The 25,870-nt window shown below is 39.3% G+C and carries 24 protein-coding genes; 6 read left to right on the top strand and 18 right to left on the bottom strand.

All coding sequences use genetic code 11. From position 1 onward, the window contains the following. Nucleotides 1–36: 36 nt before the first annotated feature. The 11 genes from ABES03_RS16920 to ABES03_RS16870 all read right to left on the bottom strand — a co-directional run bounded on the left by ABES03_RS16920 (nucleotide 37) and on the right by ABES03_RS16870 (nucleotide 9,166). A complete protein-coding gene (locus ABES03_RS16920; protein WP_430118789.1) occupies nucleotides 37–756 on the bottom strand; it encodes a KDGP aldolase in 720 nt (239 codons plus the stop codon). After that, a complete protein-coding gene (locus tag ABES03_RS16915; protein WP_430118787.1) occupies nucleotides 756–1,868 on the bottom strand; it encodes a DgaE family pyridoxal phosphate-dependent ammonia lyase in 1,113 nt (370 codons plus the stop codon). Before ABES03_RS16915 ends, ABES03_RS16920 begins: the two co-directional genes overlap by 1 nt. 6 nt (nucleotides 1,869–1,874) lie before the next feature. Continuing rightward, nucleotides 1,875–2,525 carry a DUF4310 family protein gene (locus tag ABES03_RS16910; RefSeq protein WP_430118785.1) on the bottom strand — a complete coding sequence of 217 codons (651 nt, stop codon included), beginning with the start codon at nucleotides 2,523–2,525 and terminating at the stop codon, nucleotides 1,875–1,877. Then, the gene (locus ABES03_RS16905) at nucleotides 2,526–3,314 is read right to left on the bottom strand and encodes a DUF4311 domain-containing protein (protein ID WP_430118783.1); all 789 of its coding nucleotides are present in this window, start codon (nucleotides 3,312–3,314) and stop codon (nucleotides 2,526–2,528) included. 16 nt (nucleotides 3,315–3,330) lie between these two features. Further along, nucleotides 3,331–3,633 (bottom strand): DUF4312 family protein, encoded by a 303-nt coding sequence (locus tag ABES03_RS16900; protein WP_430118781.1) that lies wholly within the window; start codon nucleotides 3,631–3,633, stop codon nucleotides 3,331–3,333. 4 nt (nucleotides 3,634–3,637) lie between these two features. After that, nucleotides 3,638–4,000, bottom strand: coding sequence for an SFCGS family glycine-rich protein (locus ABES03_RS16895; protein WP_430118779.1), 363 nt, complete (start codon nucleotides 3,998–4,000; stop codon nucleotides 3,638–3,640). Between the two features lie 17 nt (nucleotides 4,001–4,017). Then, nucleotides 4,018–4,362, bottom strand: coding sequence for a PRD domain-containing protein (locus ABES03_RS16890; protein WP_430118793.1), 345 nt, complete (start codon nucleotides 4,360–4,362; stop codon nucleotides 4,018–4,020). After that, on the bottom strand, nucleotides 4,352–5,479 hold the full coding sequence (locus ABES03_RS16885) for an amidohydrolase/deacetylase family metallohydrolase (RefSeq protein ID WP_430118777.1): 1,128 nt from the start codon (nucleotides 5,477–5,479) through the stop codon (nucleotides 4,352–4,354). The genes ABES03_RS16890 and ABES03_RS16885 overlap by 11 nt, the downstream gene beginning before the upstream one ends. 17 nt (nucleotides 5,480–5,496) lie before the next feature. After that, nucleotides 5,497–7,332 carry a BglG family transcription antiterminator gene (locus ABES03_RS16880; protein ID WP_430118775.1) on the bottom strand — a complete coding sequence of 612 codons (1,836 nt, stop codon included), beginning with the start codon at nucleotides 7,330–7,332 and terminating at the stop codon, nucleotides 5,497–5,499. Between the two features lie 170 nt (nucleotides 7,333–7,502). Further along, nucleotides 7,503–8,186, bottom strand: coding sequence for an HAD family hydrolase (locus ABES03_RS16875; RefSeq protein ID WP_430118773.1), 684 nt, complete (start codon nucleotides 8,184–8,186; stop codon nucleotides 7,503–7,505). A gap of 215 nt (nucleotides 8,187–8,401) precedes the next feature. Further along, complete coding sequence (locus tag ABES03_RS16870) at nucleotides 8,402–9,166, bottom strand: SDR family NAD(P)-dependent oxidoreductase (protein WP_430118791.1); 765 nt, start codon at nucleotides 9,164–9,166, stop codon at nucleotides 8,402–8,404. Nucleotides 9,167–9,307: 141 nt separating this feature from the next. On the opposite strand from ABES03_RS16870, the gene ABES03_RS16865 reads away from it, so the two are divergent. Then, nucleotides 9,308–9,667, top strand: a complete 360-nt coding sequence (locus ABES03_RS16865; RefSeq protein ID WP_430118771.1) for a MerR family transcriptional regulator — start codon at nucleotides 9,308–9,310, stop codon at nucleotides 9,665–9,667. Nucleotides 9,668–11,467: 1,800 nt separating this feature from the next. On the opposite strand, the gene ABES03_RS16860 is transcribed toward ABES03_RS16865, so the two are convergent. After that, nucleotides 11,468–12,322 carry a glycoside hydrolase domain-containing protein gene (locus tag ABES03_RS16860; protein WP_430118770.1) on the bottom strand — a complete coding sequence of 285 codons (855 nt, stop codon included), beginning with the start codon at nucleotides 12,320–12,322 and terminating at the stop codon, nucleotides 11,468–11,470. A gap of 375 nt (nucleotides 12,323–12,697) precedes the next feature. Between ABES03_RS16860 and ABES03_RS16855 the strand changes: the two genes are divergently transcribed. After that, nucleotides 12,698–12,895: a hypothetical protein gene (locus tag ABES03_RS16855; RefSeq protein WP_430118768.1), complete on the top strand. Its 198-nt coding sequence runs from the start codon at nucleotides 12,698–12,700 to the stop codon at nucleotides 12,893–12,895. A gap of 60 nt (nucleotides 12,896–12,955) precedes the next feature. Then, nucleotides 12,956–13,792: a hypothetical protein gene (locus ABES03_RS16850; protein WP_430118766.1), complete on the top strand. Its 837-nt coding sequence runs from the start codon at nucleotides 12,956–12,958 to the stop codon at nucleotides 13,790–13,792. A gap of 70 nt (nucleotides 13,793–13,862) precedes the next feature. Here the strand turns inward: ABES03_RS16850 and ABES03_RS16845 are convergent, their stop codons facing one another. The 6 genes from ABES03_RS16845 to ABES03_RS16820 all read right to left on the bottom strand — a co-directional run bounded on the left by ABES03_RS16845 (nucleotide 13,863) and on the right by ABES03_RS16820 (nucleotide 21,903). Further along, nucleotides 13,863–15,032 (bottom strand): hypothetical protein, encoded by a 1,170-nt coding sequence (locus tag ABES03_RS16845; protein ID WP_430118764.1) that lies wholly within the window; start codon nucleotides 15,030–15,032, stop codon nucleotides 13,863–13,865. Nucleotides 15,033–15,040: 8 nt separating this feature from the next. After that, nucleotides 15,041–15,907 carry a hypothetical protein gene (locus ABES03_RS16840; RefSeq protein WP_430118762.1) on the bottom strand — a complete coding sequence of 289 codons (867 nt, stop codon included), beginning with the start codon at nucleotides 15,905–15,907 and terminating at the stop codon, nucleotides 15,041–15,043. 449 nt (nucleotides 15,908–16,356) lie between these two features. Continuing rightward, nucleotides 16,357–18,150: a dynamin family protein gene (locus ABES03_RS16835; RefSeq protein ID WP_430118760.1), complete on the bottom strand. Its 1,794-nt coding sequence runs from the start codon at nucleotides 18,148–18,150 to the stop codon at nucleotides 16,357–16,359. Next, complete coding sequence (locus tag ABES03_RS16830; RefSeq protein WP_430118758.1) at nucleotides 18,144–20,183, bottom strand: dynamin family protein; 2,040 nt, start codon at nucleotides 20,181–20,183, stop codon at nucleotides 18,144–18,146. The genes ABES03_RS16835 and ABES03_RS16830 overlap by 7 nt, the downstream gene beginning before the upstream one ends. A gap of 14 nt (nucleotides 20,184–20,197) precedes the next feature. Further along, nucleotides 20,198–20,755: a hypothetical protein gene (locus ABES03_RS16825; RefSeq protein ID WP_430118756.1), complete on the bottom strand. Its 558-nt coding sequence runs from the start codon at nucleotides 20,753–20,755 to the stop codon at nucleotides 20,198–20,200. 782 nt (nucleotides 20,756–21,537) lie between these two features. Next, on the bottom strand, nucleotides 21,538–21,903 hold the full coding sequence (locus tag ABES03_RS16820) for a hypothetical protein (RefSeq protein WP_430118755.1): 366 nt from the start codon (nucleotides 21,901–21,903) through the stop codon (nucleotides 21,538–21,540). 252 nt (nucleotides 21,904–22,155) lie between these two features. On the opposite strand from ABES03_RS16820, the gene ABES03_RS16815 reads away from it, so the two are divergent. The 3 genes from ABES03_RS16815 to ABES03_RS16805 all read left to right on the top strand — a co-directional run bounded on the left by ABES03_RS16815 (nucleotide 22,156) and on the right by ABES03_RS16805 (nucleotide 25,619). Beyond that, nucleotides 22,156–22,608: a V4R domain-containing protein gene (locus ABES03_RS16815; protein WP_430118753.1), complete on the top strand. Its 453-nt coding sequence runs from the start codon at nucleotides 22,156–22,158 to the stop codon at nucleotides 22,606–22,608. Nucleotides 22,609–22,836: 228 nt separating this feature from the next. Then, nucleotides 22,837–24,447, top strand: coding sequence for a hypothetical protein (locus ABES03_RS16810; RefSeq protein ID WP_430118751.1), 1,611 nt, complete (start codon nucleotides 22,837–22,839; stop codon nucleotides 24,445–24,447). A gap of 86 nt (nucleotides 24,448–24,533) precedes the next feature. Then, entirely contained in the window at nucleotides 24,534–25,619 is a 1,086-nt protein-coding gene (locus ABES03_RS16805; protein ID WP_430118750.1) for a hypothetical protein, read from the top strand. The last annotated feature ends 251 nt before the right edge of the window (nucleotides 25,620–25,870 follow it).

Below are 25,870 nucleotides of genomic sequence, written 5' to 3'. Positions count from 1 at the left end.
AAAGCAGCGGGGGACTGTCCCCAATCTACACTATATCTACCACTCTATTGAAACTAGCTTCTCAATGTTTTCGATCTTTGTTTCACCAGTTGCCTTATCGATTAACGATGTGTATAAATGAGGGATGACCACTTCAGCTCCATTTTCCAAGCAGGTTTTAACTATTACTTCGACATTATCTAATGTAATCCCGCCAGTTGGTTCAAAGTATTTAATGCCTGCTCCTACCGCGGCTTTTACCATGGCAGCTACTTCGTCTAAACGCTTTTCCCCATCAATCGGGTAAAATTTTACGGAATCAACACCCATTTCCGCTAACGTAACCGCTGCTAATTCAGCTGAAACCGTTTCTTCAAATCGCGAGCTATCTGGACCTGTTGCAATAATAACTTGTCCTGGAGTTCCAGAAGGCTTAATTAATGCATTAATAATCGTATTTTGTGCTCCTACTTCTTCCATACGACCTAAAGTATAACCTGATGCAGGGAATACTTGATTAATATGGTTAGGTATCGTTTTTGCTGAAACATCTGCAACCTGTTTCCAAACAGCCGGGTCACCTGCCCCCAAGCCTACAGAAACCGGGATGTTATTTTCTTGATAAAGTTTTACTTCATCAATCGCACTCTGGGTATCTGGAAAAGATTTCACCATGATTCCGATCAGGACGCGGTCACCTGCCACCTTGACGATTTCTTTTGCATTTTCAACATCTTTTGCTAAACAGTTAAAAATCACTTTTTGGCTACTTGACATTATTTCTTTGCCTCCTTGATGATCGAAATAATTTGTTCTGCAATAATATCCTCTTGGCCAACTAAAAGTGGGCGTGGATCAACTGACAATATTCCAACGTTTACATAATGATGACGTAAATAGATTGCAGGATTACCAATTTCAAGCTTGTGTAACAATTGTTCTGCAGAAATACCAGCTTCTTTTTTCACTTCAATCTGTGCCCGGTAGATGGGACGACCAGCTTCATCTTGCTTAATCGTACATGAAAGACCTTCCACCTGATTGAGAGTTTCACAGAGTTTAGTCATGCTGCTAATTTGCTCATCAACACCGTCATCTTTGAATGGGTATTGATTCAAGGCAACGATTAATCCTGAGATGGATTCTTTACCGACCTTCATCGCCCGACCAATTCCTTTATATTGCTTACGGCATGCTTCCATATATTCTTTTTTCCCGCAGATAAACCCTGATGTTGGTCCTTCTAATGCTTTTCCGCCACTATAGATGACAATATCTGCACCCATCGCAATATACTTTTTAAAGTCATTCTCAGCTGCTCCATCAATAATCAACGGGATCTGATGTTTTTTAGCAATCTGAAGCATCGTTTCAATCGATTGCATTCCTTTTTGCACAGCATGGTGTGATTTGATATAAATGAGCGCAGCCGTTTTATCGGTAATGGCGCCTTCAATATGATCGCTTTCGACCTTGTTGGCATTCCCCACTTCAACAATCGCACCGCCGCCTAGACGGATCATTTGATCAATTCTGCCGCCAAAATGGACATTATGACCTTTTTGAATAATAATTTCATTCTTCAATCCTTCAGAATGAGGCATTCTTTCGATTAAGCTTAAGTTTTTGCCAGTGATGACCGATGCAGTGGAGATCGCGATTCCAGCTGCCGCGCCAACGGTTGGGCAGCCATCTTCTGCTCCAGTATGATGTGCAATCACTGTTCCTGCATACTCCATTAATTCATCAATATCGACATAACCTTGTGCAGCATTCTTTAATGCATTCGCAATTTCATCTGTTACTGCGGATGCCCCAAGTGCTGTCATTTTTCCACTGGCATTGATAATTTTTTTCAATCCAAATGTTTCAAATATAGAAGTTTCCATTATTTATCACTCCAAAGTTATTGGGAAGAAAGCCCCAAGAATCATGGCACCTAAAATCGCGCCACCAGCTACAGGTTTTTTCCATGCATAGAAGATTGCTGCGCCAATAATTGATCCAATACCGATTGGAATCGATGCTCCACATGCTGATAAGACAATAAGTGGTCCTAAGAAACGGCCAGATTGGTTACCCGCACCCATCATGACATCAGAACCAAACGTAGAGTTTGCTTTTCCAACGGTAAACTTTTTCAAACCGATAACAATATACCCAACAAGTAAACCGAGAATGGCACCTGTGATAAGCGCAAGTGGAAAACTCGTTAGCGGTGCTACAAAGCCTGAACCAAGCATTAACGCCGGAACGCCAATACCAATACCTGTTTGTAAAGAACCACCGATATCTAATATCCCTACAAGCGAGCCTTCCAACACTCGAGCGAATAAAAAGCTTGCCCCGAAGGCTGCAGCTGCACCATAACCTCCGCCTTCCATCCCTGCTTGTAGCATAGCAACGATGGCTACGTCATTAAATGCACCAATATGATGAACATAATACATATGTGTTCCAGCGAAAATTCCAGATGATAAAAAGGCAACAAAAATTGGGAAGGACCAATCAGCAAACCAAAAGTTTTTCGTATTGATAGTTTCCATCTATTTTTTTCCTCCTCCACTAATTAGAGAATGTAAATCTGTTAACCATGCAGGAACATCTAAATGAACAGCTTGGATGAAGTTCATATCGAATCCGCGGAAGAATCCACTTAAAACAAAGAGGACAATTACTGAACCTAATAAAGTCTTTGTCACACGATTCCAACCGCTATCGTCTACACCTTTACCAATTAAAATACCGAGAACAACACCTGGTACTGCGTTCCCCATAATCAAATGAGCAAGTCCACCAAAGATTGTCCCCCATGTTCCTGAACGTTTTCCTGCATCCAATGCCGCAAGCCAGAAAATAACAGGCATGACCGGATTAATTAATAAGTTCGCTGCAGGTACTAATACCTTAACGGCAATCGCTTGCATCGATTCTGGAATCGCTGCCGCCGTTGAATTTAAAAATCCAACAACAATCGCTCCCACAATGGTACCTACAATCGCCATTTTCTTAGGATTGTGAAGGGTATCCTCTACTCGTTTTCCTTTACGAATAAGAAAAGCTGCTGCCCAGTTTGGAATAATCCTGTGATCCACATCTTGGGTAAATGCCCCTGCACCTACTGATGATGCCCATGCATTAAAGAAGAACCCTAGACCAAAGGAAAAGTGGGATACAGCGTCACCAGCGCAAGCATTTAATTCTCCTAGTGTTCGAAACGCCCCCATCCCTTGAACCTTTGGAGCGTGAAACATACGTGCGGCACCTGCACCGACACCAAAACCAACTAATCCGCCGATGATGATTGATTTCATTAATACGATTAGAAATTCCATAAATTCATCTCCTCTCTTACCTTTTCTTTTCAATAAAGTGTATTTTGTCTGTATCTAGAATGAACAGGTCAACTTCAATATCCATTACTAACTTAAATTGACTTCTTTTTCTTGGAAAAAGTAACATCATGAAGCGCTCGGTATACGTTTCTTCAATTGCTTCAACGACCTCAATCTGCACCGGTTCAATACGGATGATCATACCTTTAAGCTCGGCATTTACTTTTTTTTGAATCAATCCAAGTGCATTGGCGATGGCGTGTTCTTTTGTATTCCCTTTACCTTCAATACGGACTTTATGCTTTAATTTTTTATGCATCGAGTTATCCATTGACTTTAATGTATTCTTCAGTAAGTCTTTTTCCTAGCTCTTCGACATCCATAAAGCCAAAGCCCAACACCTTGATGCCATCGCGGATTGCTGTAATTCCTTCATCGATTGAACGCATGCCGTATCTTGCTTTATAACCATACTTCGATTGAGCTGTAATCGCCCCAGCACCGCCACTGCCGCAAAATGAGATACCAATCGTTGCGTTATGTGCATTCATTTCGTCACCTAAACGCATATCTGCTCCAAAGCCACTTACAACAATTGCTTTTCCACCTGCAGCTTCGACGCCCTTTGCTACATTCTGGCCCTTTCCTAAACGATCACCGATTACTACTACAACTTGATTACTCATATTGACATCTCCCTTTGTTATGAATTTTGTTTGGCTACTTCAAAATGAATCGATAGTAAATAAATTTCATCTTCTTCTAAATTAGGAAGGAACTCTTTTATCTTTTTCGCAATCGTAAAAGATTGGGTTGAGATTTCGGAAAACAATGCCCGATCAATCGGTGCAAGCTGTTCCCCTGTTAAAGAGCGGTGTACCATCGCTGACAAATGGGATAACAACGACAATTTCTGTACATCTGTCATGGTTATTTGTTCCGCCTCGCACAGTGTCTGGGAAAGATCAAACACTTGTTCACACCGATTACTATCTCCACTTTTTGCAAGTATGTTCTGCATTTCTTCGGTTATCTTTTCAGTATTCATTTGATTCAAAAACAACCTTTCCATCTCGAATTGTTAGCTGCGGAACTATCATTCTATCAACAATCATTCCCTCACCCTGCGAATCTATCAGTGTTTGACGTTGTTCCACAACTTTAAAGACCGTCACATCGGCTCTTGTACCAGGTTCGAGGCTTCCTTGCTCCGCTAGTCCTAATGCCTGTTTCGGTCTGCTCGTGACAGACGCAACAAGTTCTTCTAAGCAATAACCAATTGCAAGCAGTTTTGACATCGTGGTCATTAAGCTGCCGACTGGTTTGTCATAGTTGCCAATATAAATATCCGTACTTGTTGAGAAAGGATAGTGATAGTTTTCCTTAAACGCTTTCATAGTTTGATAAGAGAAACTTGATGTCCCATGACCGACATCAAACAATACACCTCGTTCAATCGCCTCATGGGCTTCTTGAATAAGTTTCCCTTTATTATTTAAGATGCCGCCCTTCTTTCCATGAAACGCATGGGTAACGATATCCCCTTTTTTCAATAGTGGAAGGACTTCGGTAATCTCAGGCGGGGCATTTCCAATATGAACCATGATTGGCAGGTTCGATTCATCGGCTAGTTTCCGCGCATGTTCTAATGGCTTGATTCCATTATCTTTGACAACAGAAGCACTCATTCGCGCTTTTAGACCCACAATATTCTTTTCTTTTGCAAGAATCTCTGTTAACTCTTGGACTGACATTAAATCATTCATGTCCGCCAATTCCGATAATCCCTTACAGAGCCCCTGCTTGGAAATATTAAGAAAAGAAAGGACCTCTGTTTGGCTTGGCTGAATAATCATCTGTTTAAAATCTTGGAAATCCTCCAACCCTGAACTTCCGGCATCGACAATCGTCGTTACGCCTTGCTCAATTCCAACCCGGTCCGCGTTGATCCCGAGGGTTGTTTTAGTTTCAAACACATGGACATGCATATCAATAAATCCTGGTGCTACATAACTGCCTTCGACATCTATTTCAACGGGGTTAGCTACATCAGCTTCCACCATGCTGACTAGGTTCCCACCAACGATATAGACATCTTTTTTGACAAAGGTTTCAGTATCTATATCGAAAACCCAGCCATTTTTTAAAATGGTTGTCTCACTCATCTCTTCATCACATCCAATCATTGAAAGTATGGTAATAGTGCATTACGTTCTGTTTCATTTATAAAAATGTTATGCCGCTGTAAAATTTCATTGATTTGGGTTAATATCGCTTCATCATGATGGTCTTTTGATTGATGGATAAATTGGTCGTATTGCTGATGAAAATAATAACGGTGAACCATTAAAAACAAATGGACTTGTAAACCCTTTTTTCGTTCCTCCGAAATTTTATCCGTTAATAATTCAAAAATTTCATAGGAGATTTCAAAGCCTTTGACAATAATTTCTTGGCTGATCATTTCATAGTCCTTGTTTACTGAAGGCTCATTTTTTTCAATTGTAAAACACCCATCACTCACTTTATTCTTTAGTAGCTCATTGACCTTTTCCCGTATGATTTGGATACTTTCTTCAGTTGGAACAGGTTCGACCATGACCACTGGGATTTTTGATTTTTTAATCGGGAAAACACTAATAATCAAATCAATATCCTCGTTTTTACTGATTTCATCGACTTCTATCACTGAGCAGTAGCTGGTAATGTTGATTTCGCCAATTTCCCGCTCCACCCGATTTTTAATCAACCGGGCAACCCCTCGTCCTGTTGAACATACATATAGAGCTCTGATTTTTGGTTTCTTATCAAACCCATTTTCATAAGAAACGAGGAAGTGTAGGGCGATAAAAGAAAGAAAAGAGTCATTAATGGCAGATGAATGTTTGCCAAACAGTTTTTCACAGGCCTCTTTTATACTGACAAATAAGGATGTGTTATTTCGTTTTATTTCGTTTGTAAACGGATTTACTTCGGTTACGTACGTTTTATTTTTCTCAAATCGTAATGATAAATGGGTCAACAAATTATTCAGTAAGCGGGAGTCCTTATCGTAAGGAACTTGCTCTTTTTGACTAACATAACGAATCATTTCCTCTGTCACCTTTAAGAGATTCAGTTCCTTGTCTTCTAATAAAAAATTGCGATGGACGTAGAGAAATTCATCCTCAAGCATCGGATAATCTAATTCCTGACAGAGTTGATTCATCACCTCAAAGATAAATTTCGAAGAGGTAGAGGAATGATGTTGACCCTTTTTTACTAACCGATAGCTCCCAATTGTATATTCAGATTCAATTCGGACTAAGAAAATAATCAGCCGCATCAGGATCGATAATACTTCCGCATTCGGAACGTCTTTGAGTTCATCATCCGTTAGGACTTGGCGGATCTGCCCAATCACATGCTCAAATTCTTGCTGAATCTCCTGAATGTACACACTTGTCGGATCATTGGAGTCTTCCGATTTTAATTGGGAGATGATTTTATAGACATCGAAATGGCTTAAGCTTTCTTGGATGACATGTTCGAATAGCAACCGGATATGAATCTCATCACCGACAAGCTTATATCCTATCCGCGGTTTTCGCTCCAGCGTAACCATCCAAGGTTGGATGAAATCCTCTAAATAATTCAAATCACTGATCACCGTATTCCTGCTCACATGTAAATGATCCGCAATCTGAGTCGTCGTTAAATACTCTTTGTGTGAAAAAAATAAATATAATATCTTCTCAATCCGGATGTTTTGATCAGGATATAAGGATGTACTTTTCATTTCCATTAACGCTTTATAGAGTTTCAGCCTTTCGTTCTCATTACTTTCAACCCAATAACCTTTGTTAGACTGGGCGTGAAAAGTAACTCCTTGCTGTTGAAACCATTTTCGGACTTGATCTAAATCGGATTTAATCGTCCTCGTACTTACATGAAACTCTGCAGATAAATCTTTTGTCCGAAGCGTTTTTTCAGCTTCCAGTAATTTTGTTACAATCTGAATTTCTCTCGCTGTTAACAAATTCTTCACCGCTTTATTCGTATTTATAAATACTGAGGACCCTTGATAAAAGTATAGTCCTCGTTTGAAACCGTTTACAGTCCAAATTCATTCACCAATATTGGTGAAGTATACTGACAATTCAAACGGGTTGGAAATTTTCAGATTCAGTCAAAAGAAAAAGGATTCGGTTAGACCGGATCCTTTTCTGATAGTTTCTTAATAATTGGCAGGATATCTTGGATACGATTGACCAATATATCCGCATCCTTGATTTCCCTTTCATCCCCAAAGCCATATTCGCAACCGATCGTTGTGAGCTGGTTTAGGCTTCCTGCCTCAATATCGGAATGACGGTCACCCACCATGACACCCTTGTTTTTACTTGGATAGGTATGTAATAGTTTGGCCACGAGTTCGGTTTTCGTTTTGGTCTCTTGGCCTCCGGCACTATAGAGTTCGACGAAATATGGCTGCAACGAAAATACCTCGATGACTTTATGCACATATTCTTTACTTCCGTTGCTAGCTATATACAGCGGGTACCCATCAGCGTGTAAAGATTTCAATGTTTCTTCCACATGATGAAATAGTTTTCCCGCCTTCGGGATGTATTCAAACTCTACATCAATTAGGATCTCTTTCGCTTCTTCGATGATTTCCATGCTGGCATTGGGTAATAGAATAGCAAAAATATCATCGGTCACCATCCCAAGAAATTGTTCATAGCTAGGGAAAAATTTAAATTCGAGTTGATTCGGATGCCGTTCCTCTAAAAATTCTAACGTACGGGGAAAAGTTAGATTCGTTAGTTCTTTGCAATCAAATAAGGTACCATCTAAATCAAAGATGACCGGAAACTTTTCAATATTCATTGGTATCACCTTTACCTATTTTAGTAACAAGTTCACCTTTTTAGTTTTTATAAGAGGGTAAATTGTCCAAATCCAATTAAATTTATTTGTATTATGGACTAGGATACACTACCAATATGTAATTGAGAAGTTTTTTACATATAATTAACATGAGCAAGGGCATTCTACCCTTGCTTTTTTTTATATTCTATTTATAGCTAGCATCCCCTTGGTCTTTAGTTTCTCATTCTTACTGCATAAGGATAAATGGGATCCTTTAATTGAAATTCATACGTAACACCATCGACAATGCCAACTACTTTTTCGCTATCATAAAGATCAAGCATAAATCCAGCCATTTCTTTAGCTGTATGGAATTTTGGAAGAAGTCCTTCAAATTTAACATTTTCCTCTAAGTCATTCGATACTTTTGCAAATTCAGTTTCAGTTGCAGCAGGCGCTAATACTTTTGCTTGCATGCTTGCACCTTGTGCCTTTAATTCATGTGCAAGTCCCTCAGTAAAGGCACTTACATAGAATTTAGAAGCACAATAAGTGATTGCATTTCCAACAATTGTATAGCCGCCACCTGAAGAAACGTTAATTACTTGCGTTCCTTCTACAGTTGAATAGTCACGCACATAAAGTGAAGTTAAGATCGTTAGCGCTTCAATATTTAAATGAAGCATCGTCTCAATTTTAGTTAAATTTTGGTCGCCAACAGATGCGAAATTACCAAACCCAGCATTATTAATCCACGTTTCAATTTCGTATTCCTTTAACTCTTCATATAAGGTATACGCATTTTTCGTATGAGACAAATCCGCTGTTTTTATAACCACATCTAATTCTGCATTTACTTTCACGATTTCTATTTTTAGTTTTTCAAGCTCCTCTGTTCTACGTGCCACAATGACTAAATTTTTTCCACGAGCAGCAAATGCAAGAGCTGTTTCATACCCAATCCCAGAACTTGCACCTGTAATAACTGTATATTTCATCATTCCTATTCCTCCTACTATTTTGTTTATACTCATAATAATGGATTGTTTGGCTGATACGGATTTATTATATTGGTTAGAGTACACTCTAAGGCAAACTATTTTTCATCAGATTAGTATTGGTTAAATATGGAGGTTGTTATGTATACAATTGGAGAAGTGGCACAACTAGTAGGAGTCAGCGCACATACATTGCGTTACTATGAAAAAGAGAAAATTATTCTTCCAGATCGGAATGAACACGGAGAAAGAACATATGCTGAATCCCATCTTCAATGGCTAAAATTTGTTTTAAAATTAAAAGAGACGCAAATGCCGCTCACAAAAATAAAAGAATATGCCTACTTGTATACGGAAGGAGAACATACAGCAATTAATCGATTAAAACTCTTAGAAGATCATAAACGTTCGATCGAAAGCCAGCTAAAGACACTGGAAGAAACAAATAAAATATTAGATCATAAAATTACTTCCTACAAAGAAATGATTCTCAAAAAATAATTTCAAAAAAGGGGACAGTCCCCCACTGCTTTAAAGCGATGGGGGACTGACCCGCCACGCACAGGGACGGTTCTCGTGGCTTTGACTAAAAGACCCGCACAACAGTCCCTACCATCCTATCTTTCTTCATTTTTCAATCATTTTCCCTATAAGCTATACTAATTAATTGTTTAATTAAAACGAGCATAAACCCAATGATATCGCTATTTTAACATCACAAAAGGTATAAAAATTGTCGGCCAACTTTCCGCCTGTTTCCACCCTATTCCACAAAATAGCCCTTATTTCTCTCTGATCGACTTCTTTCCTTCTTCTTCCCCCTTATCCGATACTAATCAAACGTTTGGTTAGTGGAAGGTTAAATCCATGCAGGCAATGGTTTCTTACTGCGAAAACTCTAAAAAGAATGTCAAGATTTGGCCGTTAATATTATTTCTACAATTTACCTCCTTCAAATATCCTATCAATCTTCGATAAATTTGAAAGTTGCCTGCACTAGAATTCCTCCTACATGCTAAAAAGCCAGGCGTATAGCCTAGTTTAAGTATCTTTCTCACAAATTATGTGTTGATCACCTCTTGATGACTCGTTAAAATTACCCTTTTAATATGATTTCCTTTCTTACTCGTCACTTTCGATCTTTTACTCGTCAAATGTATGATTTACTCGTCAGTTTTCCTATTTTACTCGTCAATTTTCATACTTTACTCGTCAATCCCTCCATTTTACTCGCCAACCACAGTTATCGAGGACTGTGGCGGGGGAACTTATCAAAATCCTGACTGGCAAGTAATTAATTGCGACAGGTGCCCAATTGCAAGAGGGACGGTTCTACCACAAGAACCGCCTTTTTCATTAACCCTCAGCTTGAAGCACATGTAAAGCCCACCGTTCATTAACAGTAAATATACAGATCTTTATAAATCCTTTACCTTTCAACAATATTGAGTTTACAAATAAGGTTTATACTTTCCCTAAGAAAACCTCATTACAAGGAGGAACATAAATGAAATTTTGGGATTATGCAATCCTAGGAACACTTTTAACTATGTTTACTATCGTCCTCAAACCATTCATTCATAGTCTCAAACAAGCTATTTCATTATTCTTTTATTTCTAGAAACCAGAGGGACGGTTCTCATGGTTTTTCCACCTCAAGCCCTCTCTCTTTCGCCATGATTTTACTGTTTTCCCTATATGCTATACTAATCAATCATTTAGTTAAAAAGTGCATCATCTTCACTATCATGCGCTTTCCATCTAAAAAGAAATAAAAAGAATGTCGGCATCCTACCAGCAATTTCCCCCTCTAATCAACAAAATACTGGTCTTTTCTCTTTAGACGACTTTTTTCTCGTTTATCTCCTCTCATCCGATATTAACCAAACGTTTGATTAGAAGTGGCTAAAGTCCTTGATAACACTGCATTCTTACTGCAATAACTGCGAAAAAACTGTCGATAACTGGCTTCATCTACTGAGAAAACTTAAACAGAAACCGCCCCCTTAGCCTCATTACTCGTCACTTTCAGAGGATTACTCGTCTAAATTTACGATTACTCGTCTATTTCTCATTTTACTCGTCAACCTTCATACTTTACTCGTCACTATCCCCACTTTACTCGCCAACTACTAAACTATATCCACTCCTCCACAAAAAACACCACAGTATCAATAACTGTGGTGGGAGAGAATAATATCTTTCAATATTACGAAACCACAGAGGTACGATTCTCTAGGCCCACAAAAGAACCACCAGAACCGTCCCCTTGGTCTGAACCTAACAATTTTTTCTGTTTCCTTACCAAGAAGCCGAATAAGCCACCGATTGAATGAGGTTTGTATCAATATTACACTGTTTTCCTTCCAGTCCGTACTGCCACATGGATGCTTGGATGGAATCTGGAGTTTTAGGATTGTAAGTAGGGGCTTTGTCTTTTACAGTCGTCCCTACTTCTGGATTACTGGTCCATATGAAAATCTTATTTTTGTAATCTTTATTTTTGGCAATGACCTCATTATAAGCGTTGCTTAATTCTTTACCATCGAGAAAAACGCCATATATTCCTGGTTTGTAAGGAGAGGAAGATATGGTTTCAACCCATCCTTGAATGAAAGCAGCATCCACTGGATACTTAGGTTCAATATCCGCGTAAATCACTACCCCCTCAGGGATCCCAAGTTCCTTGGCAAGATCAATGGCTGCTTTTGCTTCCGCTACCCCATTTTTATAAGTGGTTGCGTCTGAAAAGTGATTATAGATCGGTATGATTTTTATCCCTTGTTTTTTAAAGAAAGAAACTTCTTCTTTTGTTAATCCTGTCGAGGCACCTGGGTTATTCCCGATATACCTTCCGACCACATCCGGTTTTCCGTAATTTTGCTTGACACATTGATAAAAGGCTTGGTCGATTTCACTTGCTGTATCTACACCCCAATAAATCTTGGAATTGTCTGGTTTATTTTCATCTGGCTTTTGAGGTTTCTCTTCAGGCTGGCTAGGGGGCTTCTGTTGATCATTTTTGGATGGTTGGCTAGAAGGTTTTTGTTGCGTTTGCTGTTGTGTTGGTTGAGCAGCTGTGTTTTTGGATTGATGCTCTTTATAGATGGGAATTAAAATCAAAAAGGCTAAGGCAAAGACTGAAAAGATACCCAAAAATATCCTTGAATTTTTAATTGTCCCTCTCTCCCTTCACTGTTCCTGATGAAAGTATATTCAGTGAGAGAAAAATGGGACTGGGCAAAATATAGGTATAAAGGACCGTTATAATCACGAAATACGTACGAGGGACAGTCCCCCACCGCTTTAAAGCAACGGGGGACTGTCCCCAAAAATAATTCTCCTACCCCTTGGCTTAATCTCTGCTTCCAACTGGATGGATTTAATCAAAACGCTATGTTTCTTGTATTTATTGACTACGACAGCCAGGGTGGTTTTCTTGTTTTCTAAAGCTGCTTTCCGAAGAAATTTGCACTTATTTCTCGCATAATCCCTTTCAGAACTTCTCGTAGAATTTCAAGAAATGTTTCCATGATTATCACTCCTTCCCACAACGGAAAGAAGCGTAACAACCATCCACCACAACAATATTCAGTTGCAAGTACATTCTATCCTCAGCCAAGACCACTTAATCTTACAGAGGGTGAACTTTTAGATTTATTGGAGGATGGATTAAATAAAGGGTATTTCTCAAATAACTTTAGAGAAATTCTAAAGGAAAAACTATAATAAAACTAATAACGTTGTAAAAATCTAATAGAAATATGGAAAAAGGTGGGAGGTATTATCTTGAAAGGTATGATTCCGTTTAAGGACACATATTCAAAATGGTTAGATACCCATTCACGAGATCATGAAGATTACCAACGAAGAAAGAGATATAACTGGGGAATCTTAAGTAAAATTAACTTTAACCCCCAAGAAGTGGATTTTAAACAACAGGTTATACGGACTGAAGATATGAATCAAAAGCTATTGGGATATGTGAATATTATGGACTATTCTTATATCGAAGAAAGACATAAATTTGATTTTGAGGTATTTGATATAAAAAAAAAGCAAAAAAGCGAATTTAGGATCATATTTACAAAAGATGGGATGCCAATCACAATATTTCAAAGAAATGATGAAATACAAAAAGTAAAACAGAAATTCCTTAGCGGTAATATCGAAGGCATTACCACATTACTAAATAAGAAGAATTCAAAAGATATTTTGGTAGAATTGGTTTACCAATTAGTGGACATAAACAAAAAAAATTATAAATTACGGCAGGCATTTGAAGGGCGAACTCCGGATGAATATGCTTTAGATTTTGCTAAAAAAAGTGGTTTCTCCGTAAAGGAAAAAAATAAATATATAGTTGATATTTCATTGAATAGAGAGCATTGGATACTTGTAAACTTAGGCTATAGGGAAGCTTTAAAAGATGCTTTCAAATTTCGGCACCAATGCAATAAACTGACTTCTATTTATCTGAGTAAATCCTTTGAAGGAGATACAGATTTACCAAAAAACACAGAAATTAAAAGTGTTTATCAATACTTCGATAATGAACTATTGAATGGGTACGTTTCAAGATTTGAAAAATTAAAAAGTATTACCGTGAAAGGTAAGAGAGCTTAAAAAGCCAAAGGAACGGTTCACCTAGCGCATAGAAATTTCTCAACTACCAGAACCGTCCCTCTGGTTCCTACTAATCTAGTTCCTCCATCACTTCCTTCACATACATAAGATGTCTCATAAATGCCTGATTTAACTGCCGAAAATGATCCATTTTCAAGTTGCCTAAGTATTTCCTTTCCCATTCTTTTACCGTCTCATCGACAATGGTCTGGCCCTTGTGCTCAATATACTCAGAAACACTTTTATTCTCAAGTTCAGGTAATTTTAAAACATACAGCTGCTGTAAAAAGAAATGATGATACCTATTTACCGCCTCATTAATATCCTCTTTTCGTTTCTCAACGGCCTTATCCTTGGTTAATACTCCCACCAAGACAGTAGTCAGTGCAGCAAAGATGGCAATGGGAGGAAAAACGTTAAAAATGGCATAAGTCAATGTGTGCCACCCCATCGCAAGACCCACTGTCCCAAATACGGCTGATCCAATTCCCATCGCAAATACTTTTTCCGCTTCCCCATATTGAACATTTATCCTTAGATTTGCCTTCGATGTCTGTGTAAGAGAAGAAGCAGAAATCCTTTTCATGTCTGGAACATTATCCTCAATTTGATGCATCCATGCCTTTTTATACTCTTCTATCGCCGTTTCAAAAATTTTACTCACTTGATCCGTCACCATTTGAGTACTTAAATGCTTTTCGAGTACTTTTTCCACAATCGTCTTTGTATCTACTAAACGTTGGTCAGAAATAACTCCTTTTCCTTGAACATCCTTTGAAAATACATTAATCTTGTTAATCGCAAAATTATAAAGCTCCCCGCTTTTCTTTGTGGTATCCCTTATTCCGCTATACCAGGCACCGTCCTTGTCGATCTCGTGATGCATCTCTCGTTTCTTTTGCTGAATAAAACGAATCATTTCCTGCTCCACTTCATTCATGAAACGGTGATAAACCTTTGGAATAAATTCAAGCAGATTATTCTTTTTCAACGTCATTTCATCGGTTATGTTTAAATACTGGCTGCTCTGAGCCTGAATATGTAACTGTTCCTTCATTAATCCAATATACAGCTGATCTTTTGTCTTGGCATTCATAACGAGCTCATGACTTTCCTTTACAGCTGCTTGTAAGGATTTCTCAATGTTGAAACCCATTTGGGTGTCTACTTTCTTTATTTCAGAAAAGAACGACTGAAACGCTTCTAGTTCTAAAATTTCCATTTTATATAAAAAATCCATATTGCCACCTACCCTATTGCTAAAGATACCTTTCGGAGAATGGAAGATGTGGGTTTAATGAGTTCTTTCATTCTAGTAAACGTCTTTTCCGGATTTTCAAGAGCATAGTTAAGGCTGATAGCCGCGGCGACGGAAGCCAAACAACCAATCCAGATGGGACCACCTATTAAACTGCCGGCAAGTAGCGCTCCTCCAGAAACAATCGCTCCCTTTCCCCCTTGGATCAACGTCTCCTTTTTACTTTCACTTTTAATAAGTGAATAGACTAAACCACCGGCAGCAAGTGGGAATAGGACTGGGTTACCACTCGCAATGGAAGAGAGAACATAAGCTCCTGAAAGTTTAGACACAGTGGATGGATCTTGTCTTTTCCCTACTAATAAGGTCGATAATAGGGCAATGGTGCCTCCCAATAACTCAGGTCCATTAACCGTTAAGGCATCGACTAAAAAGGGTTTAGAAATCCCAAATGGCATGACAATAGAAGCTAGTGCATCCCATTGTTCCGTTGAGAGCGAGAAGAAGGGACTAATTCCTGAAACAGAGGTAACATCCCTCATTAAATGCTCACCCGCTTGTAAAAATTCCGTCAGAAAAGAGTCGTCTGCCTTTACATCCTTGACTGCGCGAAAAGCCCCCCATACAGTGTGCTGACCATCAAGCAAATGGTGATAGGAAGAACCTCCTACATGAGTCGAATTGTAGACCGCATCAATCGCCGTATCATAATCATCAAAGTTATGGTTAAATTGTTGAGCCATCCAATGGGCTAATGGTTGACTGCCGGTAACCAAACCTGCTTCCATTAGTATAGGAAATCTCCCATCTCCCGATAGACCCATCTGAATATTCCGTAATCTCTTCTCGTGTTCCATCATATCCCTCATTTTTACTAAAGTCAGAGAAACAATAACAGGTATATAATACCATCTAACTTATTCATCCTGTGAATTGAATATATTCTGCAAAACTATAAAGATAACAAAAGAAAATAATATTTAACAATCCATAAACCACTCAAAAAGGCCTCCTTAATCCCGGATTTCTTGATATTTATACTTTTCTCATTGGTTTTTCTCGAAGCATTTTTTCGAGCTTAGTATACTGTGATTCGCTAATTTTATAGAAGCTATCTCCTTCTCTTGGATCAAAGTTAGGTAGAATGCGTCTTATTTCGAAAAAAAGGACCGCCCGCAAGCGATCCCGTATTCACTCTTGCCCCCGTCAGTACAGCAAAAAGGCGGCATATCGTTTAATTATTTTTATTAAAATGAACTACTTACGGAAGACAAGTTCCACCAGAACCGTCCCCTTGGTCTCTTCTCTAAACCCCAACCAACTCAAACTGCTTATCCAACAAAAACAACTCCGACTGATATTGATTAATTTCCTTATGAAAAGCAGTAATTTCCGGCTCTGTCCAACCATTTGAGAGTAATTCACTGTACTTCTCGTAAAGCCCCTTGGCTGTTTCGTTACAATCCTTTTCGATCTGCCCCATCAGGTTTTGCGCAAAGGAAGATTTGACAATGTTTTTCAATTCATTAATTGACTTATCAATTTGATGGAAGTATTCATTTTTCTTCTTTTTATATAAGACCAGCTTGGTGACGGCCCCGGTAACGGCACCAATGATAAGTACCGGCGGCAAAAAAGCTCCCAAAGCGGAACCAATCGTGACGGTAGCCGCATATGGCCCGATGACGGCAGCATAAGCAGAGGCAGCTACCCCATAGGCACCGCCGATGGCCACTCCCTTCATCGCTCCGTCGGCAATCGCGTTTTCGCCCTGCGGGATTCTTATGAAGGAGGAAAGATCTGCTTTTATTAAGGCCATTTCCTGTTTTTCAGCAAATTCCTCCGCCTCAATAGCAATCTTTTCGCCGATTTTCTCGATAGCTGACTCCCATTCGTTCCGGAACAAGCGATTTAATGTATCATATTCTTCCGCCAACTTTTGTTCAATTGCTTTATTCGAAAGAATTTCTTCCATTCTGAAACGGATGGCCTCTTGGTCACCTTTACCAGAAAACACTCCGAGGCGGTCCACCATTTTTAACAGTTCCTCTTTTTCATCCACTAAAAACTGGACGACCAGCCATTCTTCGAGTTCATTTTTAATCTTGCGCTTAATGTTTTCATTGTAATAGCTCAGCTCTTCTTTTCTTTGCTTCATCGAAGTTAAGGTATGTTCGAATGAATTGACCACAAGCTGATGCTGCCATCTTGACTTTTCAATCAGTGCTTTTGCAGAGCCAATCAGACTCGCTTCCTGAACCTCATCGTGATTCGCTTCAATCTTGCTTTCCAAAAAGTCCATCAACTCCGCAAAACCGGACTCCACGACAAGATTCTGGTCTCCCTCTAGCGATCCTTTAAACGCCTGATATGCGGATAATGTAAACACTTCATCAAGGAAAAACCCTAACCGGTCCTCTACATACGCTTTTACCCGCTCCGGACTGCCGTCGATTTCGTCAATCCGATTGACTACCCCGATAATCGGCTTTCCATAAAATTTCACTTTTTCAAGCTCAGCCTCGACGTCGAGCTGGCCGATATGGTGGGCGTTGAACACCCAGAGGATAACGTCGGAGTTTTGAATATAATCGACCGCCCTTTGTTGATTCTCTTCGGTAATCGTGGCAAGCCCTGGAGTATCAACAAGGTGGAGCTTTTGCAGATTGGCGAGCGGATAGCTTAATTTAACAACGGAAACATTTGTAAAAAATTCTTGGTTGCCTTCTTCCTGCTTCAGGACAGCAAAAACATCGTCTGTTGTCCCGGTAATCGCATCACCGTCATGCAATTCAATCAGGCCTTTTCGTTCCAGACTGTGCTTGATTTCAATAATACTCGCTGTCGTTTCCGTCACATTGGTCGGCGAGACCTGGGCACCGGAAAAGGAGTTTAACAAGGTCGACTTTCCTGCCTTAACTTCCCCCATCAAGACAATCTTAAGAGGATTTAAAACCTTTTCCAATAACACCTCGGTTTCATTTCGAAGCTTCTCTACCTCTGATAGCACAGTGTCACCGTACGGAATTTGCTGGTTCTGCTTGGCTAAAAGCGGTGAGCGGCTAAAAAGGCTATGTACGGAATTCAATTGGTTTAGCAATTCACATTCATCCTTTCTTTCTTTTGCAGCAAGAGAATTTCTTTTAACGCTGGGCGTTGATCAGGAGCCGGTCCAATGATATTTGCGCTAAACTCTTTACTGATTTCCAGAAAATCCTCAATATTTTCCATAAATTCATACAGACCGAGACTCTGCCCGATGATTCCATACACATCGTTGAACGATTTCATAGCTGCCACAATAATTTCCTGTTCAACAGTTCCGAGCAGCTCGTCCACCATCGATGTTAACTTTCCTTTGATATCTTCAATGGTTTTCTTTAAGGCACTATTCAGCTTGCTTTCTAAGTCACTAATTTTACTTTGCTTTGCAAGATAACCACCGCCGAAGAAACTGGCAACGCCAATCAATAGACCAATGGGCCCGAGGACTAATGAAGTAAGCAAACCAGCAATCCCTGACCCAATCGCAAATCCATCTGTATTAAATTGGTGGTGCTTCAGGTCAATTTTCAATCCAATTTGATGTTTGATATCCATCTGATGTACATTTTCCTGCAAATGCGGATACTCCGTGAAAAACAGCTTTTTGGAGTAAAATTGCATAAAGTCATTCGATTGACTTAGAATCTCTTCCTGAAGCTTTTTGATTTGTGCCGAAATGGAATCCGATTCAAATATGTTATTTTTCGCATAGTCCTCTTTGGCCTGCATGGAGCCAAGATCAAATAAAGTGGAAGTGCGAGAGGAGATATGCCCCTTTACCTTCTTTTCATAACCCTTCAGCACCGTGTCAATCTGTTTCATGAACTCGCTCTTCTTCCGTCCGATATCATCGAGGAATTTTTGGTGGTCTGATTTTAATTTGTGATAATCCGCTTCAAGTGCTTCGATAAATTCCTCCACGACCCGATTGACCTGATGCCCATATGATTTCATGGATTCTTCCTTCTTTTGCAATTGAATCCGTTTCGCATTCACTCTGAATTGGTTATGGATCTGATGATGCAGCTGCTGAATCCCGCTTTTCTCCATCAGCTCCCGGTCATTTGCCATAATGCCTTCAAAGGCCTGTTTGGCAGAAAACGGAAGTATCGCTTTAAAATAATCCTTGAAGATAGAATTCGCGACCTGGATAACGTTTTGAACCCCTTCCTGCCCCGCATTTTTATGCACCTGGTCCATCCGATTTAAGATCGCGATGATGTTATCACGTTGCTCTCCGCCGACTGTGGCCAGGCTTTTTTTCAAATCCTCGACCAAATCCATTGTTCCCCTGGCAGCAATAACCTGGGCATCGAGCATCCAGATGATGCCGTCCGCTTTATGATAGTATGTATTAATACTATGCTGGATTTCACCCATGATATTTTGCGTCAATCCCGGTGTATCAACAATATGAAAATCATTTAACCTATATCCGTTTTTGATTCCCCAATGAACCTCAATTAAATGTGATACATAAAGCTTTTCACGCCTTAACTTGATTTGAAACTCGTCATAGGCCTCTTTGCTTTTTAAATTGCCTCTTTCCTTTCTTAAAATTTGTCCGATTTCCTTCTCAGACTTCTCCCGCTTTTTCTCTTCCTGCTCAATGAATAGTCTGGCTTCTGAGACCGTCAATTCCTGTTCGATTTGATCCTTAAACCGCAAAACGGCTTTTCCTTCAGGCAGATCATGGCGAAACACATCGATTTTCCACGTCTTTGGCAGAACATCGGTTTCCGCTGCCGGCTGCTCCAAAAGGGCATTAATCAAGGTCGATTTCCCGTAATTCCCCATCCCTACGATAAAAAGCATGAAAGAGTCATGGAGGCTTTTGTCAAGGTCATGAAAATTCCCTTCATCTTCCGCCAATGATTCCAATAATCGGGAAACCTTATTATGTTTCGATTGGTTTATGGTTAAATAATCAAGATCTTCCCTAAAAGAGGAGACTAGCTGTTCATAATAATTAATTTGTTTACTTAATATGATATCCTGGTCCTGATCCAAGACGGTCAGAAATCTTTGAAAAACTTTTTCATAGAGTTCCACTCCAGGCGATGCCACGTCAAGCTGTTTTGTACCCATAACGAATAGACCTCCTAAAGTTTGACAATGCCGAGTGACTGGAGCAGCCAGACGACTAACAATCCAAATGAACCAATCGAAAAAATCAGATTCGAAATCGCCAGTTTCTTATTCGTATGCAATTTTGCTTCAAGATCTAAGCCCGTTTGGTCGAGATTCTCCTCAAGTGAATCATGATTTTTTCTGATATCGTTCCGGACCAAGTCCAATGTTTCGGTATTCGATTGATGAAGGTGTTCCATCCTCGTTTTGTTTTCGATCACCAATTCGCTGATGGCGTCCGCCTTGATCCCATTTGAATCCGCTTGTTTACTAATCATATCGAAACGATTGAGGACAATGGTATCCCGATTTTTCTGATTTCCCTCGTATTGGGAGATACTCTGGCTTACTTGCCGCAAACTCTCAAGGGCTATTCTTAATTCATCGACGTGCCGGTTAAGCTCAGGCATTTTTTTCTCGAAAACAACCGAAGCATTTTCGATTGATTTTGAAACTGTTAAGGATAACACTTCATCACTGATCGATTTAACTAAATCATTAAATTCATTTTGTAATTCTGTTTTTGCCATGCTCTTCTCTCCTAGTACCGTATATTGATGATTTAACCTTCTAACGCTAACTGCTCAAGCGCTTCATTCACATATATGAGTTGTTTCACAAACGCCTGAATCAATTGGCGGAAACATATTTGCTATGGCATAAACAAGGGTATGCCAGCCTGCCGCCAATCAGACAACTCCCATTACCGCTGAGCCTAAGCCCATGGCTAAAATGTTCTCTGCCGTTCCCGATTGAAAGGGGACCTTTAATTTTGTCTGCGCCGAATGGGCAGGGGGAAAAGCCGACAGCCTTTTCAAATCAGGCAGATTGGAACGTCACTCCCATATTTAAAAGCATATAATTTCCTAATAACAAGACCAAATCACTAGAACTATTTTCATAGATATATAAATATAGTACAAAATAGTGTGCAAAAAATGTGTAGTAATTTGTCGAAAATATTAAATTAAAGATAAACGTTAGACAAAACTCGTCACTCTTCCCTATGTGCTATACTATTCAAACGATTAATTGAAAATGCTAGAAGCCGCATGAACAAAGCTCTCCTCCTAGATTACGAATAAAAACTTTGTCGTAAATTTAACAAGCATTTCCCCTATCATTCTCCAAATAAAAACAATTACTTGTGAATTGCCTTATTTCTTCATTCTTCCCCCTCATTCGATACTAATCGGACGATTAATTAACAAGGTGTCATACGATAAGTTAAGACACCTTGAATGTAAGCATAATTAAAAATGGACATGAAACTAAGGGGGGTACCCAAAATGGATACCCCCCTCTCTATTAATTACTTACCTGTCACTAGAATCTCATCATACGACTGAACAATAATAAATTTCTCTTTCAGTTCAAACTCTTTTCCCACACGATTGGCTTGCATGTTCATAACAGCACTTTTAGGGACGATATTATAGCGCGCTTTAAATGGGGTAGAAAAAATCATTTCCATTCCCCTTTTCATTTGATCCTCTAAATCATGAGAACTAATCTTTAAATCCGAAGTATCAACAATCAAATAATAATCACTTAAGTCTTTCTCTGATAGATTACTCTCCAATTCTGCCGAATAAGCGATACTTTCCTCCATATTTAGTGAACCCTCTAGGGTGATCATGAATTGTCTTTTCTCATGATCAACATCAATCTTATACATACGATTCCCTCCATAGTAAATTTCATTTAAAAGTGTAATATATTACCTATTTACTAGATATAATAATCATTATTTCTTAACAAAACCTTAATACATTTATTAACAATTTTCGACAAAGTCCCGCAAACCGTAGATTTTCCAATTCAGCATGTATCATTACCCTTCATCCGCTTGAATTCTTGATGTATATCAAGGAAATGGAATTCTCTTTTTGTAAGAATAAATGATATAAAGAAAAAGGAGAATTCACCCATGGAAATTTTTACGTATGAAGATTTAAAAAAGATTGATAGACCCACCTTAGGAAATATGATTCCCCTCGAATTATTTAGGACCATCCGATTAATTGGGATGTATCAAGGCTTACCGATGAATGGGAAAAACACGACTATGGCTGTAGGAAGAAAAATTGGTCAAAGCCTCCCTGTTCAAACCATCGAGGATGCGTTACATATTTTTAAGGAGCTAAAAATCGGCATTCCAACCATTATCCAAGCTACAGAAAATGAGATTCATATTAAGATTGAAGATTGCTTCTGTAAAGGCCTTCCCATTCATGAAGGGAATATGACATGTGATTTAGAAGGGGCTATTTTAGAAGGCGCTTTTTCTCTGATTTATGATAAAAAAGTGATTGTTCGGGAAGTGAAATGTAATGTAAATGGCGATGAGCATTGTGAGTATGTGATAAAAATACTTGGTTAGTGGATAAGAAGTTCTGGGGGATGGTTTGCCCTCAGAACTTTTTGAAATTCTATTATGAGCTATACTAATTAATCTATGATTAAAATTACTCCCCCCTACTCCCGCAAGGAACTCCTTTCTCAAAAAAACAAAAAATACCATTTCCCTATGATACCACTTAACAATTTATGACATTTTCCGATATATCTACTATAAAGGTTAAATCCAACCGACGAGGGAGATGCAGCGATGTTCAGTGAGTATGATCAGCAGTGTATAAGAGATATTCAAGCGATGACGGGCCTTAGTGAGAAAAAAGTGTCGAAATTATATGAAGCAAATGATTGCGATTTTGAAAGGACACTAAACGACATAAAAAATAAAATAAACTTAGGAATTATAGAAATAGTAGGTTCTCAGACAAGCGGTTTAGTCTACGGAAATGTAAGTAATGCCAGTACTATATATGGGCAAGATCGATTTAATACTCCTAGAGGACACGGCTTTGCAGCAGAAAGAGCGAATCACCTTTATGATAAAGTGACGGGCAAAAAGGTGGAATTCTTTGGTGAAGATATCGATCCATCGACAGGAAGAATTATTAAAAATGGTGCGGACAGATCGGTTAATGGAGTGAATATACAAACCAAGTATTGTAGAAGTGGTAGTGAATGTATTAAGCAATGCTTTGAAAATGAAAACTTCAAATATTTTAATCCAGACGGCTCGCCTATGCAAATTGAGGTTCCATCTGATAAGTATGATGCAGCATTACAAGCTATGAAGGAACGAATAAATAAGGGCCAAGTCAAGGGAGTTACGGATCCTAATGAAGCAGAAACTATCATTAGGAAAGGACATTTTACATATGAACAGGCTAAAAACATTGCAACGGCAGGTACAGTGGAGTCCATTACATTTGATTCTGTCAATGGTGCCATTATTGCAACGAATGCCTTCGGGTTAACAACTGTTTTAACCTTTGCCACATGCGTTTGGAATGGTGAGGATTTTACCACAGCGATTAAAACAGCAACCTACTCAGGGCTAAAGGTCGGTGGAACCACTTTTGTTACAGCTGTTTTATCAAGCCAATTATCGAAAGCAGGATTAAACAGTGCATTAGTCGGAAGTTCAGAAGCAATAGTGAACATCATGGGTCCTAAGGCATCAGCTTTGTTAGTGAATGCCTTTAGAAGTGGAACCAATATTTACGGTGCGGCAGCCATGAAAAGTGCAGCCAAATTATTAAGAGGGAATGCGATCACAGGGGCTGTTTCTGTTGCCGTTTTATCTTCGGTTGATGTCGTGAATATTTTTAGAGGAAGAATTTCAGGAGCTCAGTTATTTAAAAATGTGGCAAACACAGCTTCTACCGTTGCCGGTGGTACGGCTGGCTGGGTAGGAGGAGCTACGGCTGGTGCTGCCATAGGCTCAGTGATCCCTGGAATTGGTACGGCCGTTGGCGGAATCGTAGGAGGATTACTTGGCTCATTTGCTGGTGGCACGGCAGCAAATAAAGTATCCAACAAGGTTCTAAGTGAATTTATTGAAGATGATGCAGACGAAATGGTGCGGATTATCGAAAAAGTATTTACCCAATTGGCCGAGGATTATTTGTTAAGCCAAAAGGAAGCGGAAAATATTATTGATAGCTTAAAAGATAAGTTAACTGGCTCTACCTTGAAAGAAATGTTTGCAAGTTCTGATAGAAAAGAATTTGCACGAAATCTATTAATAAACCAAGTCGAAAGTGAAGTAAAGAAACGCGAGAAGATTTCTATCCCTTCACAAGAGGAAATGGGTCTAGCTTTAAAAAATGTCCTAGAAGAAATAGCAGACAATTCCGTGTTGGCATAGATACCACAGGGACGGTTCTAGCGGCTTTAACTGTTTGCCACCAGAACCGTCCCTTGCTTTAAAATGTATAGAAAGGAATGACAGATATGTCCGATTGGACCAACATACAAAAAGAGTCAGGCCATCACCGCGCAGCTATTATTCTATTTCCTGTTATTCTTTTCCTAGGGTACTTTCATCCAGCCATAGCAGGAATAGGGCTAGTGGTATTCTTTCTAGTTACCTCTTTTCGGTTACTAAAAACCATGATTATTTATATGCTCATCTTAGGTGCCCTATCGGCGCTCATTCCTCCATTGGCACCCATTATATTCATCATTATGATTATCCTTTTTATTAGGCGAATCGGATTTGTCATTAAGAATTGGAAACCTTTTGTAGCAGGTATTTTCATCTATGGGGCTGCTGGAGCTCTCCTTGCTAAAATAAGTTCGGACCCTTACTCATGGTTGTCGTACCGGTTTTCCTCTGCCGTTTTTATGGAAGCGGTAATCGTCGCTGTCATTGGATTCTTTGTATTGAGGAGTGTCTTGATCTGGCTGTACCAACAAGGTTATACGAGTTCAACGGCACTCGGGATCATGGGAAGCGCACCACTCATTATCATTTCATTTATTCTTCCATTCCTAAAAATGCATATTGGGGGAGACTTCTTTGCCCATGACGCAGCGTTTACGGATGGTCATGTTGTGACGAGTGGAGATCATGTTATACCAAATGGAGGTCATTCTTCCGATCCGGCCATAGCAAATGGATCAAATCTACAGCATGTACAAGCCCATGTAAGAACCGCACCGGATGGGGATCCTACGAACAACTTATCCTATCATGGACCAGATGCTAAGCCACCAAATATGCAAAACTTGGTTCAAGTCCATGACTATGTGAGAACGGATCCTGACGGTGTGATAACCAATAACCTGTCTTACAACGGTGGGCAGAATATACCGGCAACCCCCTCAAATGTCCATGGAACGGAGGCAGAGGTTATATTTCCTACTGTATTAGGTGAAGGCGGTACAGCAAGCAATCCTAGTAAAATAAATAAAGAACAGTTGAATAAAGTAACAGAAATTACCCAATCCAACCCTTCAGGACAAACTACTGTTGACCGGTTGGTTGACCGGCTAACACAGATTAGTGAGGATAAAAAAACAAATCAACAACTTTGATCAATCATGGATGAAATCAATTTTCGTCGAAATGTAAGAATTCTACTAAAATGAAAAAATCAGATCCCTTTGGAGGATTCAACGTATGAAGAATTGTAAACAATGCGGGGCCCCGATGAAGGAAGATGCTTGGGAAGAAATTGATATGATGGATGATCATATGATAGTAGATTCACCCAGCTTGTTCGGTCACGTAGAACCGGTCTATGTTACCCTAACGGTTCTCACCCAGCTTGTTCAGTCACGTAGAA

This window comes from Neobacillus rhizosphaerae (assembly GCF_050477885.1).
Classification (GTDB): domain Bacteria; phylum Bacillota; class Bacilli; order Bacillales; family Cytobacillaceae; genus Neobacillus; species Neobacillus rhizosphaerae_A.
This window is presented reverse-complemented; position numbering and strand designations above follow the sequence as displayed.

What these genes read in the sequence shown, in the direction of transcription:
- ABES03_RS16920 (WP_430118789.1), bottom strand. Translation starts at nt 756, where the DNA reads ATGTCAAGTAGCCAAAAAGTGATTTTTAACTGTTTAGCAAAAGATGTT.
- ABES03_RS16915 (WP_430118787.1), bottom strand. Translation starts at nt 1,868, where the DNA reads ATGGAAACTTCTATATTTGAAACATTTGGATTGAAAAAAATTATCAAT.
- ABES03_RS16910 (WP_430118785.1), bottom strand. Translation starts at nt 2,525, where the DNA reads ATGGAAACTATCAATACGAAAAACTTTTGGTTTGCTGATTGGTCCTTC.
- ABES03_RS16905 (WP_430118783.1), bottom strand. Translation starts at nt 3,314, where the DNA reads ATGGAATTTCTAATCGTATTAATGAAATCAATCATCATCGGCGGATTA.
- ABES03_RS16900 (WP_430118781.1), bottom strand. Translation starts at nt 3,633, where the DNA reads ATGCATAAAAAATTAAAGCATAAAGTCCGTATTGAAGGTAAAGGGAAT.
- ABES03_RS16895 (WP_430118779.1), bottom strand. Translation starts at nt 4,000, where the DNA reads ATGAGTAATCAAGTTGTAGTAGTAATCGGTGATCGTTTAGGAAAGGGC.
- ABES03_RS16890 (WP_430118793.1), bottom strand. Translation starts at nt 4,362, where the DNA reads ATGAATACTGAAAAGATAACCGAAGAAATGCAGAACATACTTGCAAAA.
- ABES03_RS16885 (WP_430118777.1), bottom strand. Translation starts at nt 5,479, where the DNA reads ATGAGTGAGACAACCATTTTAAAAAATGGCTGGGTTTTCGATATAGAT.
- ABES03_RS16875 (WP_430118773.1), bottom strand. Translation starts at nt 8,186, where the DNA reads ATGAATATTGAAAAGTTTCCGGTCATCTTTGATTTAGATGGTACCTTA.
- ABES03_RS16870 (WP_430118791.1), bottom strand. Translation starts at nt 9,166, where the DNA reads ATGAAATATACAGTTATTACAGGTGCAAGTTCTGGGATTGGGTATGAA.
- ABES03_RS16865 (WP_430118771.1), top strand. Translation starts at nt 9,308, where the DNA reads ATGTATACAATTGGAGAAGTGGCACAACTAGTAGGAGTCAGCGCACAT.
- ABES03_RS16855 (WP_430118768.1), top strand. Translation starts at nt 12,698, where the DNA reads ATGATTATCACTCCTTCCCACAACGGAAAGAAGCGTAACAACCATCCA.
- ABES03_RS16845 (WP_430118764.1), bottom strand. Translation starts at nt 15,032, where the DNA reads ATGGATTTTTTATATAAAATGGAAATTTTAGAACTAGAAGCGTTTCAG.
- ABES03_RS16840 (WP_430118762.1), bottom strand. Translation starts at nt 15,907, where the DNA reads ATGGAACACGAGAAGAGATTACGGAATATTCAGATGGGTCTATCGGGA.
- ABES03_RS16830 (WP_430118758.1), bottom strand. Translation starts at nt 20,183, where the DNA reads ATGGGTACAAAACAGCTTGACGTGGCATCGCCTGGAGTGGAACTCTAT.
- ABES03_RS16825 (WP_430118756.1), bottom strand. Translation starts at nt 20,755, where the DNA reads ATGGCAAAAACAGAATTACAAAATGAATTTAATGATTTAGTTAAATCG.
- ABES03_RS16820 (WP_430118755.1), bottom strand. Translation starts at nt 21,903, where the DNA reads ATGTATAAGATTGATGTTGATCATGAGAAAAGACAATTCATGATCACC.
- ABES03_RS16815 (WP_430118753.1), top strand. Translation starts at nt 22,156, where the DNA reads ATGGAAATTTTTACGTATGAAGATTTAAAAAAGATTGATAGACCCACC.
- ABES03_RS16810 (WP_430118751.1), top strand. Translation starts at nt 22,837, where the DNA reads ATGTTCAGTGAGTATGATCAGCAGTGTATAAGAGATATTCAAGCGATG.
- ABES03_RS16805 (WP_430118750.1), top strand. Translation starts at nt 24,534, where the DNA reads ATGTCCGATTGGACCAACATACAAAAAGAGTCAGGCCATCACCGCGCA.